Here is a 13,712-nt window from a genome sequence, read left to right as displayed (position 1 = left end):
GTGACGGAGCGCGCGTGGGCTCACGGGGCCCGGTCGAAGAGCGCGACGACGCTGCGGTTCTTGTCCATGGTGATCTGGTAATTGGTTGTGGTGTCGCTCTGCTTCACGCCGTCGACCTCCCAGCCCGCGAACACGAAGCCGGCCGCCGGGTGGGCGGTGAGGGTCACCTGCGTGCCGGGGTCGTAGGGACCGAACTCACTGACCGTGATGCTCCCGCCGCCTGACGGGGAGACGGACATCGTGAGGGTGTGCCGGTTGGTCACCTTCGTGGCGCGGTAGTCGGACACGAGCGGGGTGGCGAGCTGGGCGATGGCGGCGTTGTTGTTCTTCGCGTCGCCGAGGATCTTGCCGTCGGCCGTCTTGTTGACGGTGTTGGAGTACTGGTTGATGACCTTGCAGGTGGGCCGGCAGGGCGTGCTGTAGGCCATCAGCGTGTGGAACTTGTTGTCGGACGTGATCCAGCCGAAGTTGGTGTCGTCCGGGCCCGGCGGCGTCTCCCCGTTGTTCGCGACGGTCTTCCGGTCGTGCCGCATGCCCAGGTTGTGGCCGATCTCGTGGCCCAGGTTGTCCCAGTCCATCACCGACAGGACGCTCGTGACGGAGTAGGCGCTCTCACTGGTCCTCGAGCTCACGGGAATCGGCAGATCGGCCGAGCCGGAGCTGTTCTCGGCGGGGATGGAGGCGAGCAGGGCCACCAGGTCGGCGCCGTAGAGATCCCGGTTCAGGTGGGCCGTGGAGCCGAGTGTCAGGTCGGCGCGCTTGTTGATCTTGTTCAGCAAGGTGCTCGCGTCCTGGTCGGCCCCGCCGAAAGGTGACGTCTGGTACGAGTGGACGACGTGCACGCTGGCCGGCACATGGCTGGTGGCGAAAGCCTTGTTGAGCTGGCTCACTCCGTAGCGGATCCGGGCCTGGACCTCCGGCACCCCGCCGAGCTCGGTGACGGCCGCGGGGGTGTAGGGGATGAGGAGGTCGATCGCGACCGGGTTGTTGTTGTCGGCCTTGGGCGTCTTCTCCGGGTGCCCGGGACGGCCGGCTCGCGGCAGGGTCACGGTGTCGCCGGGCTTTCCGCTGGGGGGCAGCTTCAGCGTGTCGATCTCTGTCAGGCGGTACTTGCCCGGCTGCTTGGGCAGGGGGGTGAACAGGTAGTCCTTGGTGCCGATCTCGATGACGCCGTCGAGGGTGGTGTGGCCGCCGCCGCGCGTGCAGGCTCCGATGATGGACAGGGACACCGTGTTCTCGGGCTTCTTCGGGTCGTACCCGTCCCAGTAGACGGTGCCGTTCGCGTCCTTGTGGTAGTAGTCGCGCATCGCGGTGAAGCCTCGGGTACCGGGGAAGAGCCGGAACGTACGGGTCTCCGGCACGCCTTCCTTCTGCGTACGGCACAGGGACGCGAACTCCTTGGCGTTGGCGCGCAGTACGGCGGTGCGCACCACCCAGGGCTCGTGGCCGTACCCGCCGTCCGCGGGCGGCGCGGCCTTGGCCAGGGGAAGGGGGGCGAGAAGAGCGGTCGCCGCGGTACAGGCGACCAGCAGGGAACGACGCATGGGGGACGTCAGCCTTTCTGTGGGGGAACGTGCCCCATGATCAGCGTCTGTTCGCGTCGTGCCGTCGAGCGCGGGGGCGCGGGAGGGATGTCGCCCGGAGGTTCATCCGGTCAGCCGCCTGCGGACCCGACCGGGGTCGCGCGCCGCCGGGGGTCGCCGCCCGGACGCACAGCCGCCCCCGTCGCCCTTCTCGGCGGGCACCGGGGGCGGCTCGTCCGGTCGCGGGACGCCGCTACTTGGCCGAGGCCGTCAGGTCGCCGCGCCGGGGCGCCGCGAAGCCCTCCAGGTCGGCCCGGGTCAGGCCGGTGAGGCGGGCGACCTCGGCGATGTCGAGGGCGCCGCAGTCCAGGCCGCGCAGCAGGTAGCCGCTGAGGGCCTTGGCGGTGGCGGGCTCGTCCATGACGTCGCCGCCCGCACGGTTGGCGTAGCGCGCCAGCCGGCCCGCCGCCTGCTCGAAGCCCTCGCGGTAGAAGGCGAAGACGGCTGCGTAGCGGGTCGGGATGTGGCCGGGGTGCATGTCCCAGCCCTGGTAGTAGGCGCGGGCCAGCGCCCGCCGCGTCAGGCCGTAGTGCAGGCGCCAGGCGTCGTGGACCTTCGCGGTGGGACCGACGGGCAGGACGTTGGTGGAGCCGTCCGAGACGCGTACGCCGGTGCCCGCGGCGGCGACCTGCATGATCGCCTTGGCGTGGTCGGCGGCGGGGTGGTCGCTGGCCTGGTAGGCGGCGGAGACGCCGAGGCAGGCGCTGTAGTCGAAGGTGCCGTAGTGCAGGCCGGTGGCGCGGCCCTCGGCGGCCTGGATCATGCGGGCGACGGTCGCGGTGCCGTCGGTGGCCAGGATGGACTGGCTGGTCTCGATCTGGATCTCGAAGCCGAGACGCCCGGCCTCCAGGCCGTGCGCCTTCTCGAAGGCCTCCAGGAGGCGGACGAAGGCCGTGACCTGCTCGGCGTACGTCACCTTCGGCAGCGTCAGCATCAGGCCCTCGGGCAGGCCGCCCGACTCCATCAGGCCGGTGAGGAAGACGTCGAGGGTGCGGATGCCCCGGTCACGTACCGCGGCCTCCATGCACTTCATGCGGATGCCCATGTACGGGGCCGCCGTGCCGTTCTTGTAGGCCTCGGCGATCAGCCGGGCGGCGCGGGCGGCCGTCGCGTCCTCCTCGGCGTCGGGGCGGGGGCCGTAGCCGTCCTCGAAGTCGACGCGCAGGTCTTCGATCGGCTCGCGCTCCAGCTTGGCGCGGACGCGGGAGTAGACGGGCTCGGCGAGGTCGTCGGACAGGCCAAGGACGGCCGCGAAGGAGGCCGCGTCCGGAGCGTGCTCGTCGAGGGCGGCGAGGGCCTGGTCGCCCCAGGAGCGGATGGTGTCGGCGGCGAAGGCGTCACCGGGCACGTACACGGTGTGGACGGGCTGCCGGGTGCCGGGGTCTCCGGGGTAGCGGCGCTCCAGTTCCGCGTCGACCGGCGCGAGGGAGGCGCTGATCTCCTCGCTGACGGCGCCCGCGAGGCTCGTCGCCACCTTCTCCTGCTGACCCATCCCACACCCTCCATATTTCCGCTCTACGGAATCAACAATCCGTAGAATGAAGTTATCCGGGGACTTCGAGCTGGTCAACACCATGTCCACGCGCCGCCACTCCGACACCTCGCCGAGTTCACGCCCCTCTCACGCCGCGATGTCACACTTCTCCTCGCACGACTCGCCCGGCCGTTCCATCGAAGGAGCCTCCGTGCCGAACCGCAGCCGAGTCACGCGCCGCCTGGGCCTCAAGGCCGCACTGGCCACAGCCGCCGTCACCGCTCCCCTGTCCAGTACAGCACTGCCCGCCCCGTCCGCCTCGGCCGAGGAACACCGGGCCCGCCCGCTGGGGATCATGTCCCTCAACCTGCGCTTCGCGAGCACCGCCGAGCCCAACAGCTGGGCCGTCCGCAGACCGGTGATGCGCGCACTGCTGCACCGCGCACACCCCCATGTCATGGGCACCCAGGAAGGCCTCTACCAGCAGTTGCGCGACATCGACTCCGACCTCGGACCGCACTACCGCTGGATCGGGACCGGCCGGCAGGGCGGCAGCCGCGGCGAGTTCTCGGCGATCTTCTACGACACCCGGCGTCTGTCCCCGGCCGAGCACTACACCTTCTGGCTCTCCGGCACCCCGGAAGTGATCGGCTCGAACACCTGGCGAGCCGCTTTCCCCCGCGTCGTCACCTGGGTCCGCTTCCAGGACCTGGACGACGGCGGACGGGAGTTCTACCTCCTGAACACCCACTTCGACCACGCGCGCCAGTCCGCGCGCGAGCACAGCGCCGCCCTCATGGCGGAGCGCATCGCCGGCCTCGACCGTTCGCTGCCGGTCGTGGTGACCGGCGACTTCAACGTCGCCGCGCACAGGAACCGGGTCTACGACACGATGCTCGGCGCCGGTCTCGTCGACACCTGGGACGCCGCCGCCGAGCGCAGCGCGCCGTACGGCACGTTCCACGGCTACAAGCCGCTCGTCCCGAACGGCGACCGCATCGACTGGATCCTGGCCACGCCGGGGGTCACGACCCGGCGGGCGGCGATCGACACCTTCTCCAGCGACGGCCAGTTCCCGAGCGACCACCTGCCCGTGCAGGCCTGGGTCGCCCTGGGATGAGCAGAGGCCCCCGTGACCGGCGCGCGGTCACGGGGGCCTCGTACAGCCTGGCGGCGATCAGCCCTTGCGGGTCTTGATCTCCTCGGTGAGCTGCGGGACGACGTCGAAGAGGTCGCCGACGACGCCGTAGTCGACCAGGTCGAAGATCGGGGCCTCGGGGTCCTTGTTGACGGCCACGATCGTCTTCGAGGTCTGCATACCGGCGCGGTGCTGGATGGCGCCGGAGATGCCGTTGGCGATGTACAGCTGCGGGGAGACCGACTTACCGGTCTGGCCGACCTGGTTGGTGTGCGGGTACCAGCCGGCGTCCACCGCGGCACGGGAGGCACCGACGGCCGCACCGAGCTGGTCGGCGAGGGCCTCGATGATCGAGAAGTTCTCCGCGCCGTTGACACCGCGGCCACCGGAGACCACGATCGCGGCCTCGGTCAGCTCCGGGCGGCCCGTCGACTCACGCGGCGTGCGGGCGGTGACCTTGGTGCCGGTGGCCTGGTCCGAGAAGGACACGGCCAGGGCCTCGACGCCACCCGCGGCCGGGGCGGCCTCGACGGCGGCCGAGTTCGGCTTGACCGTGATGACCGGGGTGCCCTTGATGACGCGGGACTTGGTGGTGAAGGACGCGGCGAACACCGACTGGGTGGCCACCGGGCCCTCGTCGCCGGCCTCGAGGTCGACGGCGTCGGTGATGATGCCGGAGCCGATGCGCAGCGCCAGGCGGGCGGCGATCTCCTTGCCCTCGGCGGAGGACGGGACCAGCACGGCGGCCGGGGAGACGGCCTCGTAGGCGGCCTGCAGGGCGTCCACCTTCGGGACGACCAGGTAGTCGGCGTACTCGGCGGCCTCGTGGGTGAGGACCTTCACCGCGCCGTGCTCGGCGAGCGCGGCGGCGGTGTCGGCGGCGCCGTTGCCCAGCGCGACGGCGACGGGCTCGCCGATGCGGCGGGCCAGGGTCAGCAGCTCCAGGGTGGGCTTGCGGACGGCACCGTCCACGTGGTCGACGTAGACGAGGACTTCAGCCATGGGATTGCTCTCCTGCGTAACGAAGTTGAGGGGCGGTCAGCGGGTGCGAGCCTTAGATGAACTTCTGGCTCGCGAGGAACTCAGCGAGCTGCTTGCCGCCCTCGCCCTCGTCCTTGACGATCGTGCCGGCCGTGCGGGCCGGACGCTCGGCCGCGGTCTCGACCTTGGTCCAGGCGCCGTCGAGGCCGACCTCCTCGGCGTCGATGTCCAGGTCGGACAGGTCCCAGGACTCCACCGGCTTCTTCTTGGCCGCCATGATGCCCTTGAAGGACGGGTAACGCGCCTCGCCCGACTGGTCGGTGACGGAGACGACGGCCGGGAGGGAGGCCTCCAGCTGCTCGCTGGCGGCGTCGCCGTCACGGCGGCCCTTGACCGTGCCGTCCTCGACCGAGACCTCGGAGAGCAGGGTGACCTGCGGGACGCCCAGACGCTCGGCCACGAGGGCCGGGACGATACCGCCGGTGCCGTCGGTGGACGCCATGCCGGAGACGACCAGGTCGAAGCCGGCCTTCTCGATCGCCTTGGCCAGCACCAGCGAGGTGCCGATGGCGTCGGTGCCGTGCAGGTCGTCGTCCTCGACGTGAATGGCCTTGTCGGCGCCCATCGACAGCGCCTTGCGCAGCGCGTCCTTTGCGTCCTCCGGGCCCACCGTCAGAACGGTGACCTCGACGTCGTCGTCCGAGTTCTCGGAGATCTGCAGCGCCTGCTCGACCGCGTACTCGTCGAGCTCGGAGAGCAGACCGTCCACGTCGTCGCGGTCGACGGTCAGGTCATCGGCGAAGTGCCGGTCGCCAGTGGCGTCGGGCACGTACTTCACAGTGACAACGATCCTCAAGCTCACGCCGGCTCTCCTACTGCATCGTCATTTCCGGGCTGCCTCTTGCAGGCAGCATAGGCGCCTCAAGCGGCCGATCCCGGTCGGGGCGTCCGCGCGCTCCGACCGAAATATTACTCGTCAGTACACCCAGTTCCTGCCCGCTAAGCAAGCGCTTTGAACTGTGACCTTCGCAACGCAGCGTAACCGGAACTCGACGGCTTCGCAGGGCGGGAGGGGCGTGATCAATCCCGCAGGCCGTTGAAGCGGCCCTGGTGGTAGAGAAGGGGACGCCCCGCGCCCGCGGAGTCGCCGAGGACCACCTCGGCGAGCACGATGCGGTGATCACCGGCCGGGACGCGGCCGACGATCCGGCAGACGAGCCACGCCAATACGTCGTCCAGGACGGGTACGCCGTTCGGGCCCTCCCGCCAGGCCGTGGGCGCGCCGAAACGGTCGGCGCCGCTGCGGGCGAAGGTGGCGGCCAGGTCGCTCTGGTGCTCGCCGAGTATGTGGATGCCGATGTGCTCGGTCTCGGCGACGGCGGGCCAGCTGGAGGCGCCCGTGCCGATACCGAAGGAGACCAGCGGGGGTTCGGCGGACACGGAGGTGAGGGAGGTGGCGGTGAAGCCGACCGGACCCGAGGCACCGCGCGCGGTGATCACCGCGACACCGGCGGCGTGCCGGCGGAAGGTGGAGCGCAGCAGGTCGGGCGAGGCGAGCTGGAAGGTGCCGAGGTCGGGCGAGGCCGTCATGGAGTTGTCCTTCTGCGAGGGGTGACGAGCGGGGCCGGTGCTGTTTCGGTCAACAGCGCGGACAACACGCGCTCGACGTACGGACCAGGTCGACGTGGACCCGCCCGAAGAGAAGGAGTTCGGTCGGCATAGGGTCAGGCTGACGATAGGTGGCGTGCGCAGTCAAGTTCGTTTCGGGATCTGGGAGATGCCTCACCGTGCGCCCGAGGGGCCTCACACCGCCTCCCCCAGGGCGGCGATCACGTCGGCCTTGCGCGGCTGTCCGGTGGCGCGCCGCACCACCCGGCCGTCCGCGTCGAGGACCAGCACGGTGGGCGTCTTGAGGATCTCCAGTTCGCGTACGAGGTCCAGGTGGGCCTCGGCGTCGATCTCGACATGGGTGACGCCGGGGACCAGTTCGGCTACCTCGCCGAGGACGCGCCGGGTGGCCCGGCAGGGTGCGCAGAAGGCGCTGGAGAACTGTACGAGCGTGGCCCGCTCACCGAGTTCGCCGCCCAGCTCGGCCGCTCCGAGCCGCCTGCCGTCGTCCCGCCCGCGCACCCGTACTCTCCCGCTCCGCCGCTTGTGCAGCACTCCGTAGGCGCTCGCCACGGCGAGCACCGCCACGCACACCACCAGTCCGGTCATCTTCTGCACCAGCATTCATGAGACTGCAAAGATTCCCGCCTCCCGATGGAGTTTCCGTTGCGGAATGCTTGATTCATGGAGATCGATGCGAGGGGGCCCCGCTTCGCGGCGGCCGTGACGACCGTCGTGCTTGCGGTGGCGCTGATCACGCAGAGCGCTTGGGTGCTGGGCTGGCAGACGCTGGCGTTCGCGCTCGGCGCGGCGGGCGGGGTGAGCCGGTCGCCGTACGGCCGGCTGTTCAGGACGCTGGTGCGGCCGCGGCTCGGGCCGCCGACGGAGTTCGAGGCGCCGGAACCGCCGCGGTTCGCGCAGTCCGTGGGCCTGTTGTTCGCCGGGCTCGGACTCGTCGGGTTCACGCTGGGTCCGGCCTGGCTGGGGCTCGCGGCGACCGGGGCCGCGCTCGCCGCCGCCTTCCTCAATGCGGCGTTCGGGTACTGCCTGGGGTGCGAGATGTTCCTGCTCCTGAAGAGGGTCACGGTACGCGCGGAGTAAAGGGGGCTTAAAGACCGAGGTAGGGACTAGGCCGACGTGACGAGGATCTCGCCGCCGCGGGGCACCAGGACTGGCTACCCGTCCGTTCTTCGGGCACGATCTGCGAGACGCCGTAAACCTACGGCTGCGTAACTTTCCCGCCGGGAGCCCCCCCCTTTCCCGAGCAGAGCAGAAAGGGCCCACCCCGCCCATGGCAGAGCTGGTCTACCGTCCCGTCGTCGGTCTCGCCAAGACGCTGTTCAAGGCCTGGGACCTGAAGATCGACTGCCAGGGGTCGGAGAACATCCCGCGCTCGGGCGGTGCCGTCCTGGTGAGCAATCACATCAGCTACCTGGACTTCATCTTCAACGGCCTGGCGGCCCTGCCGCAGAAGCGTCTGGTGCGCTTCATGGCGAAGGAGTCCGTCTTCCGGCACAAGGTGTCCGGGCCGCTGATGCGCGGGATGAAGCACATCCCGGTGGACCGCAAGCAGGGCGAGGCGGCCTTCGCGCACGCGCTGGACTCGCTGAAGTCCGGTGAGGTCATCGGGGTGTTCCCGGAGGCCACCATCTCGCAGTCCTTCACCCTGAAGAGCTTCAAGTCGGGCGCGGCCCGCCTCGCCCAGGAGGCGGGCGTCCCGCTCGTCCCGATGGCGGTGTGGGGCACGCAGCGACTGTGGACCAAGGGGCACCCGCGCAACTTCCGGCGCAGCCACACCCCGATCACCATCCGGGTCGGCGAGCCGGTCGAGGCCCCGCGCGACCAGTACGCGGGGGCCATCACCCGCCGCCTGCGCGAGCGCGTCCAGGAAATGCTGGACGCCGCCCAGCGCGCCTACCCCGCCCGCCCGAAGGGCACGGAGGACTCCTGGTGGCTTCCGACCCACCTCGGGGGTACGGCACCCACGGTCGAGCAGCTGCGGGCGGCCGAGGCGCGCTGACGCCCGCACCGGGCGAACGGCCGCCGCCCGCTTCGACTCCACGTCGTCAGGCGGAGGCCCCGGCCGTGGCCGGAGCGTGCACCTCGATACGGGCGCCGGGGCTGAACTTCTCCAGCAGCTCGGCGAGTTCGGCACCCGCCGCCTCCGCCTCCGGGACCGGCATCGGGGCGAGGGTCTCCAGCAGGAAGATGCCGGACACCGTCTCCTCGGTGAGGCGGGTGCGCGGGCCCTGGCGCCAGTTCCAGCGACGGCAGGTCACGCCGGCCTCGTCGCGCCACACGACCTCGCCCGCGTCGGGGTGTTCGACGACCTCCTCGCCGCCCGCGACCGTCACGAAGTCCTCCTCGCCCGTGGCGCGCACGAGCCGCATCCCGCCCTGGATGCGGTCGATGTCCTCGCCGCCGACCGGGATCAGGTGGGCGACGCTGATGGCGTTGTAGAGGTCCACGAGCAGGTTGATCCGGGGCAGGCCGCCGTCGGCGAGGGCCCGCTTGGCCAGCGCCTCGGCCGAGTTGCGGGTGCGCGACGGCTTGGAGCCGAAGGCGGTGTACATCTCGCGCCAGGCGACCATGTGCGGGTCCTCGTGCGGCGCTCGTCCCTCCAGGCGGGCGGCCAGCCGTCGGGCCGCGTCGTCCAGCAGCGCCGAACTCGCTTCGGTGCTGGGCCCGTTGACGAGGTCGTACGCCTCGATCACGACGTGGGTGAAGCCGGGCGCGAGGGCGCGGACCTCGTCGGACACGGTGAGAGTGAGCGTCATCTGCCTCGCCTCAGAGAGTGCTGGGGAGCGTCTTCCACAGGGCCGACCGGTCCGGGGCCGCTTTCAACGCACTGAGGACGGCCGGGTGCGGTTCAGCATACAGGGCTGGATAGTCCACCTCATTGGACGCCGGATCGGGGATCCAGGGCAGCCGCTCGCCCTCCAGGGAGAACTGGGCGTCCACGCCGGGCTTGTTGCCGCGCGGGTCCTGCCGGTGCCATGCCCCGTGGAAGCGTACGGCGACCAGGCCGTGCACGGCGTGGCCGCTGCCGTCGTCGTGCAGCAGCCGTTGGTAGCACAGGGCCGTGGGGATGTCCTCGGCCCGCAGCAGGGCCGCCAGGGCGTGTGACTTGGCGTAGCAGATGCCCGTGCGCTGCTCCAGCACGTCCGAGGCACGCCAGGTGACACGCGGGTCGTCGACGTCGGCGGAGTGCGGGATGGTGTCACGGACGAATTCATATGCGGCTCGCGCATAGGCATACGAGTCGGCGACCCCGTCGGCCAGTCGGGCGGCCGTCTCCCGCACCACGGGATGGTGATGGTCGATGACCTCGTCGGCGGCCAGGTAAGCGGACAGGTCGGCGGTGTTCTGGATCAGCCCCATGGCCCCAGAGCATAGGAATGCGATCACCCGACAGTCAATGACTTTTCAGGTGACCGCATACCTATGCATATTCGGAGGCTACCGCGCCATCTCCTCCTTGAGCGCCGCAACGAACGTGTCGACGTCCTCCTCCGTGGTGTCGAAGGAGCACATCCAGCGCACGACTCCGGCTGTCTCGTCCCAGAAGTAGAACCGGAACCGCTTCTGCAGGCGCACGCTCACGTCGTGCGGGAGCCTGGCGAACACGCCGTTGGCCTGCACCGGGTAGAGGATCTCCACGCCGTGCACCGCGCGCACACCCTCGGCCAGCCGCTGGGCCATCTCGTTGCCGTGCCGGGCGTTGCGCAGCCACAGGTCCTTGGCGAGCAGCGCCTCCAGCTGCACCGACACGAAGCGCATCTTGGAGGCGAGCTGCATGGACATCTTGCGCAGATGCTTCATGCGGCCGACGGCGTCCTGGTTGAGGACCACGACCGCCTCGCCGAACAGGGCGCCGTTCTTCGTCCCGCCGAGCGAGAGGATGTCGACGCCGACCGCGTTGGTGAACGTCCGCATGGGCACGTTCAGGGACGCGGCCGCGTTGGCTATCCGGGAACCGTCCAGGTGCACCTTCATGCCGTGCGCGTGGGCGTGCTCGCAGATCGCCCGGATCTCCTCGGGCGTGTAGAGCGTGCCCAGCTCCGTGCTCTGGGTGATCGACACGACCTGGGGCATCGCCCGGTGCTCGTCCTCCCAGCCCCACGCCTGCCGGTCGATCAGCTCGGGCGTGAGCTTGCCGTCGGGCGTGGGCACGGTGAGCAGCTTCAGGCCGCCCATGCGCTCGGGGGCGCCGCCCTCGTCGACGTTGATGTGCGCGCTCTCGGCGCAGATCACCGCGCCCCAGCGGTCGGTGACCGCCTGGAGCGCGACGACGTTCGCGCCGGTGCCGTTGAAGACCGGGAAGGCCTCCGCGCCGGCCCCGAAGTGGCTGCGGATGATCCGCTGGAGGTTCTCGGTGTAGTCGTCCTCGCCGTACGCCACCTGATGGCCGCCGTTGGCCAGGGCCAGGGCGGCCATCACCTCCGGATGCGCCCCGGCGTAGTTGTCACTGGCGAAACCGCGGACCTGCGGGTCGTGGTGGCGACGCGCGTCGGTCCTGGGAGGGTTCACGGCTTCTCGGTCAGCCACAGACGGTTTCCGTTCACTTCGGCGGCGGACTTGCTCCAGACGCCCTCGATGGCCTCGGCCAGGTCCTTGACGTCCGTGAAGCCCGCGAACTTCGCGTTGGGGCGTTCGGCGCGCATCGCGTCGTGCACCAGGGCCTTCACCACCAGGATCGTAGCCGCGGAGGTGGGACCCTCGGCGCCCTCGGAGATCCCCGCCTTGTGGAAGTAGTCGGCCATGGCCAGCGTCCACGCCTCGGCCGCGGCCTTGGCGGCGGAGTACGCGGCGTTGCCCGCGGTCGGCTTGCTCGCGCCGGCCGCGCTGATCAGGACGTACCGACCGCGGTCGCTGCGCTGCAGCGCCTCGTGGAAGGCGAGGGAGGTGTGCTGCACGGTCTTGACGAGCAGCAGCTCCAGGAAGTCCCAGTCGTCCAGGCTGGTCTTGGCGAAGGTCTCGCTGCCGCGCCAGCCGCCGACCAGGTGCACCAGGCCGTCCACGCGCCCGAAGTCCTTCTCGATGTGGGTGGCCCAGTCCCGGGTGGACTGCAGGTCGAGCAGGTCCACCGTGTCGCCGGTGACGGTGGCGCCACCGGAGGCGTACCGGGCCGCGTCCACGGCCTCCGACAGACGCTGCGGGTCGTTGTCCGCCCCGACGACGGTCGCACCGGCCTCGGCCAGCCGCAGCAGCGTCGCGCGCCCGGCGGGTCCGCCCGCACCGGCCACCGCGATCACCGCGCCACTGAGCGCCCCGTTCGCGCCGTTCCCCATGGTTTTCCCCTCTGAAGCAGTGTTCTGGACGCGGCCGCTCACGCGGCGAGCCGCTCGGCGCTGTCGGCCGTGATGCCCTTGGTGGAGGCGATCACGTTCTTCAGCTTCTTGGACAGTGCCTCAAAGAACATGCTCAGCGGAAACTCGTCCGGAAGCACGTCGTCCACGAGCTTGCGCGGCGGCTGGGTCAGGTCCAGGGCGTCGGGACCCTTGGCCCACTTGGAGCCGGGGTGCGGGGCGAGGTAGGTGGAGACCAGCTCGTAGCCCGCGAACCAGTGCACGAGCTTGGGGCGGTCGATGCCGTCCCGGTACAGCTTCTCGATCTCGGCGCACAGCTGGTTGGTGACCTGCGGGGCGCGCTCCCAGTCGATGGTGAGCTTGTTGTCGGTCCAGCGGATGACGTCGTGCTTGTGCAGGTAGGCGAAGAGCAGCTGGCCGCCGACGCCGTCGTAGTTGCGCACCCGGTCACCGGTGAGCGGGAAGCGGAACATGCGGTCGAAGAGCACCGCGTACTGCACGTCACGGGCCTGCGGGACGCCGTCCGCCTGGAGCTTCACGGCCTCCTTGAAGGCGGTGAGGTCACAGCGCAGCTCCTCCAGGCCGTACATCCAGAACGGCTGGCGCTGCTTGATCATGAACGGGTCGAACGGCAGGTCGCCGTGGCTGTGGGTGCGGTCGTGGACCATGTCCCACAGCACGAAGGCCTCTTCGCAGCGCTTCTGGTCGTGGACCATCGCGGCGATGTCCTCGGGCAGCTCGAGGCCCAGGATGTCGACGGCCGCGTCGGTGACCCGGCGGAAGCGGGCGGCCTCGCGGTCGCAGAAGATGCCACCCCAGGAGAATCGTTCCGGCGCCTCGCGCACGGCGATGGTCTCCGGGAAGAGGACGGCGGAGTTGGTGTCGTAGCCGGCCGTGAAGTCCTCGAACTTGATGCCGCAGAAGAGCGGGTTGTCGTAGCGGGTGCGCTCCAGCTCGGCCAGCCAGTCCGGCCACACCATGCGCAGTACGACCGCCTCGAGGTTGCGGTCCGGGTTGCCGTTCTGCGTGTACATCGGGAAGACGACCAGGTGCTGCAGGCCGTCCGCGCGGCCCGCCGCGGGCTGGAACTCCAGCAGGGAGTCGAGGAAGTCCGGCACCTGGAAGCCGCCCTCGGCCCAGCGCCGCAGGTCCTTCACGAGGGCCTCGTGGTAAGCGGCGTCGTGCGGAAGCAGCGGGGAGAGCTGCTCGACCCCCTCGACGACACGGCCCACGGCCGCCTCGGCCTCGGCCCGCTGCGGGGCACCCTCGGCGTCGAAGTCGATCGATCCGTCCTGCGACTGCCATGGCCGGATCTGCTCCACGGCATCCTTGAGCTCGGGCCAGGCCGGGTGCTCAACGACCCTGGTCAGCGAAGGAACCTGTCCTTCGATACCCGCCTGCACAAGAATTTCCGTCATATCCCATCCTCCACGGGAGAACCTCGCGTATGGACACCGTATGCATACCCCGTTTCTCCCAGCAAGAGGCAGCTCGGGAAATTATTCTGCCTAGCCGCATGGTCACCGACATTTTTCCTGTCAGAGACCGTGACGACGGTCACTTTCGCCGCGAGGACGGGGGGTGTACGGCTACGGAGGGACCGATCGGATCCAGCCGGT

General features: G+C 70.1%; 15 protein-coding genes. 3 read left to right on the top strand and 12 right to left on the bottom strand.

From position 1 onward, the window contains the following. Nucleotides 1–20 precede the first annotated feature (20 nt). Both CRP49_RS30120 and CRP49_RS30115 read right to left on the bottom strand, forming a co-directional pair. Nucleotides 21–1,544: a reprolysin-like metallopeptidase gene (locus CRP49_RS30120; RefSeq protein WP_097256180.1), complete on the bottom strand. Its 1,524-nt coding sequence runs from the start codon at nucleotides 1,542–1,544 to the stop codon at nucleotides 21–23. A gap of 232 nt (nucleotides 1,545–1,776) precedes the next feature. Beyond that, nucleotides 1,777–3,075 (bottom strand): aldolase/citrate lyase family protein, encoded by a 1,299-nt coding sequence (locus tag CRP49_RS30115; RefSeq protein WP_097256179.1) that lies wholly within the window; start codon nucleotides 3,073–3,075, stop codon nucleotides 1,777–1,779. Between the two features lie 193 nt (nucleotides 3,076–3,268). Between CRP49_RS30115 and CRP49_RS30110 the strand changes: the two genes are divergently transcribed. Continuing rightward, complete coding sequence (locus CRP49_RS30110) at nucleotides 3,269–4,177, top strand: endonuclease/exonuclease/phosphatase family protein (protein WP_097257614.1); 909 nt, start codon at nucleotides 3,269–3,271, stop codon at nucleotides 4,175–4,177. Nucleotides 4,178–4,234: 57 nt separating this feature from the next. Here the strand turns inward: CRP49_RS30110 and CRP49_RS30105 are convergent, their stop codons facing one another. The 5 genes from CRP49_RS30105 to CRP49_RS30090 form a co-directional block, all read right to left on the bottom strand. Then, on the bottom strand, nucleotides 4,235–5,197 hold the full coding sequence (locus CRP49_RS30105; RefSeq protein WP_097256178.1) for an electron transfer flavoprotein subunit alpha/FixB family protein: 963 nt from the start codon (nucleotides 5,195–5,197) through the stop codon (nucleotides 4,235–4,237). Between the two features lie 52 nt (nucleotides 5,198–5,249). Next, the gene (locus tag CRP49_RS30100; RefSeq protein ID WP_097256177.1) at nucleotides 5,250–6,038 is read right to left on the bottom strand and encodes an electron transfer flavoprotein subunit beta/FixA family protein; all 789 of its coding nucleotides are present in this window, start codon (nucleotides 6,036–6,038) and stop codon (nucleotides 5,250–5,252) included. A gap of 218 nt (nucleotides 6,039–6,256) precedes the next feature. After that, nucleotides 6,257–6,766, bottom strand: coding sequence for a flavin reductase family protein (locus CRP49_RS30095; protein ID WP_097256176.1), 510 nt, complete (start codon nucleotides 6,764–6,766; stop codon nucleotides 6,257–6,259). Nucleotides 6,767–6,815: 49 nt separating this feature from the next. Continuing rightward, nucleotides 6,816–6,896: a putative leader peptide gene (locus CRP49_RS49215; protein WP_373560402.1), complete on the bottom strand. Its 81-nt coding sequence runs from the start codon at nucleotides 6,894–6,896 to the stop codon at nucleotides 6,816–6,818. Nucleotides 6,897–6,979: 83 nt separating this feature from the next. Then, the gene (locus CRP49_RS30090) at nucleotides 6,980–7,393 is read right to left on the bottom strand and encodes a thioredoxin family protein (protein ID WP_097257613.1); all 414 of its coding nucleotides are present in this window, start codon (nucleotides 7,391–7,393) and stop codon (nucleotides 6,980–6,982) included. A gap of 75 nt (nucleotides 7,394–7,468) precedes the next feature. Between CRP49_RS30090 and CRP49_RS30085 the strand changes: the two genes are divergently transcribed. Further along, nucleotides 7,469–7,885, top strand: coding sequence for a DUF4395 domain-containing protein (locus tag CRP49_RS30085; RefSeq protein ID WP_097256175.1), 417 nt, complete (start codon nucleotides 7,469–7,471; stop codon nucleotides 7,883–7,885). Between the two features lie 190 nt (nucleotides 7,886–8,075). Beyond that, nucleotides 8,076–8,804 (top strand): lysophospholipid acyltransferase family protein, encoded by a 729-nt coding sequence (locus CRP49_RS30080; RefSeq protein ID WP_097256174.1) that lies wholly within the window; start codon nucleotides 8,076–8,078, stop codon nucleotides 8,802–8,804. A 46-nt stretch (nucleotides 8,805–8,850) separates the two neighbouring features. Here the strand turns inward: CRP49_RS30080 and CRP49_RS30075 are convergent, their stop codons facing one another. The 5 genes from CRP49_RS30075 to CRP49_RS30055 all read right to left on the bottom strand — a co-directional run bounded on the left by CRP49_RS30075 (nucleotide 8,851) and on the right by CRP49_RS30055 (nucleotide 13,511). Continuing rightward, nucleotides 8,851–9,561 (bottom strand): B3/4 domain-containing protein, encoded by a 711-nt coding sequence (locus CRP49_RS30075; RefSeq protein WP_097256173.1) that lies wholly within the window; start codon nucleotides 9,559–9,561, stop codon nucleotides 8,851–8,853. Nucleotides 9,562–9,571: 10 nt separating this feature from the next. Continuing rightward, the gene (locus CRP49_RS30070; protein ID WP_097256172.1) at nucleotides 9,572–10,165 is read right to left on the bottom strand and encodes a transglutaminase family protein; all 594 of its coding nucleotides are present in this window, start codon (nucleotides 10,163–10,165) and stop codon (nucleotides 9,572–9,574) included. 78 nt (nucleotides 10,166–10,243) lie between these two features. Continuing rightward, a complete protein-coding gene (locus CRP49_RS30065; protein WP_097256171.1) occupies nucleotides 10,244–11,314 on the bottom strand; it encodes a low specificity L-threonine aldolase in 1,071 nt (356 codons plus the stop codon). Further along, a complete protein-coding gene (locus tag CRP49_RS30060) occupies nucleotides 11,311–12,075 on the bottom strand; it encodes an SDR family NAD(P)-dependent oxidoreductase (protein WP_097256170.1) in 765 nt (254 codons plus the stop codon). Before CRP49_RS30060 ends, CRP49_RS30065 begins: the two co-directional genes overlap by 4 nt. A 38-nt stretch (nucleotides 12,076–12,113) precedes the next feature. Next, nucleotides 12,114–13,511, bottom strand: coding sequence for a DUF6421 family protein (locus CRP49_RS30055; protein ID WP_097256169.1), 1,398 nt, complete (start codon nucleotides 13,509–13,511; stop codon nucleotides 12,114–12,116). Between the last annotated feature and the right edge of the window lie 201 nt (nucleotides 13,512–13,712).

The organism is Streptomyces sp. Ag109_G2-15 (genome assembly GCF_900215565.1).
In the GTDB taxonomy this organism is placed as follows: Bacteria; Actinomycetota; Actinomycetes; order Streptomycetales; family Streptomycetaceae; genus Streptomyces; species Streptomyces diastatochromogenes.
Note: the sequence above shows the minus strand (reverse complement) of the source record. Positions and strands in the feature narration are given on the sequence as shown.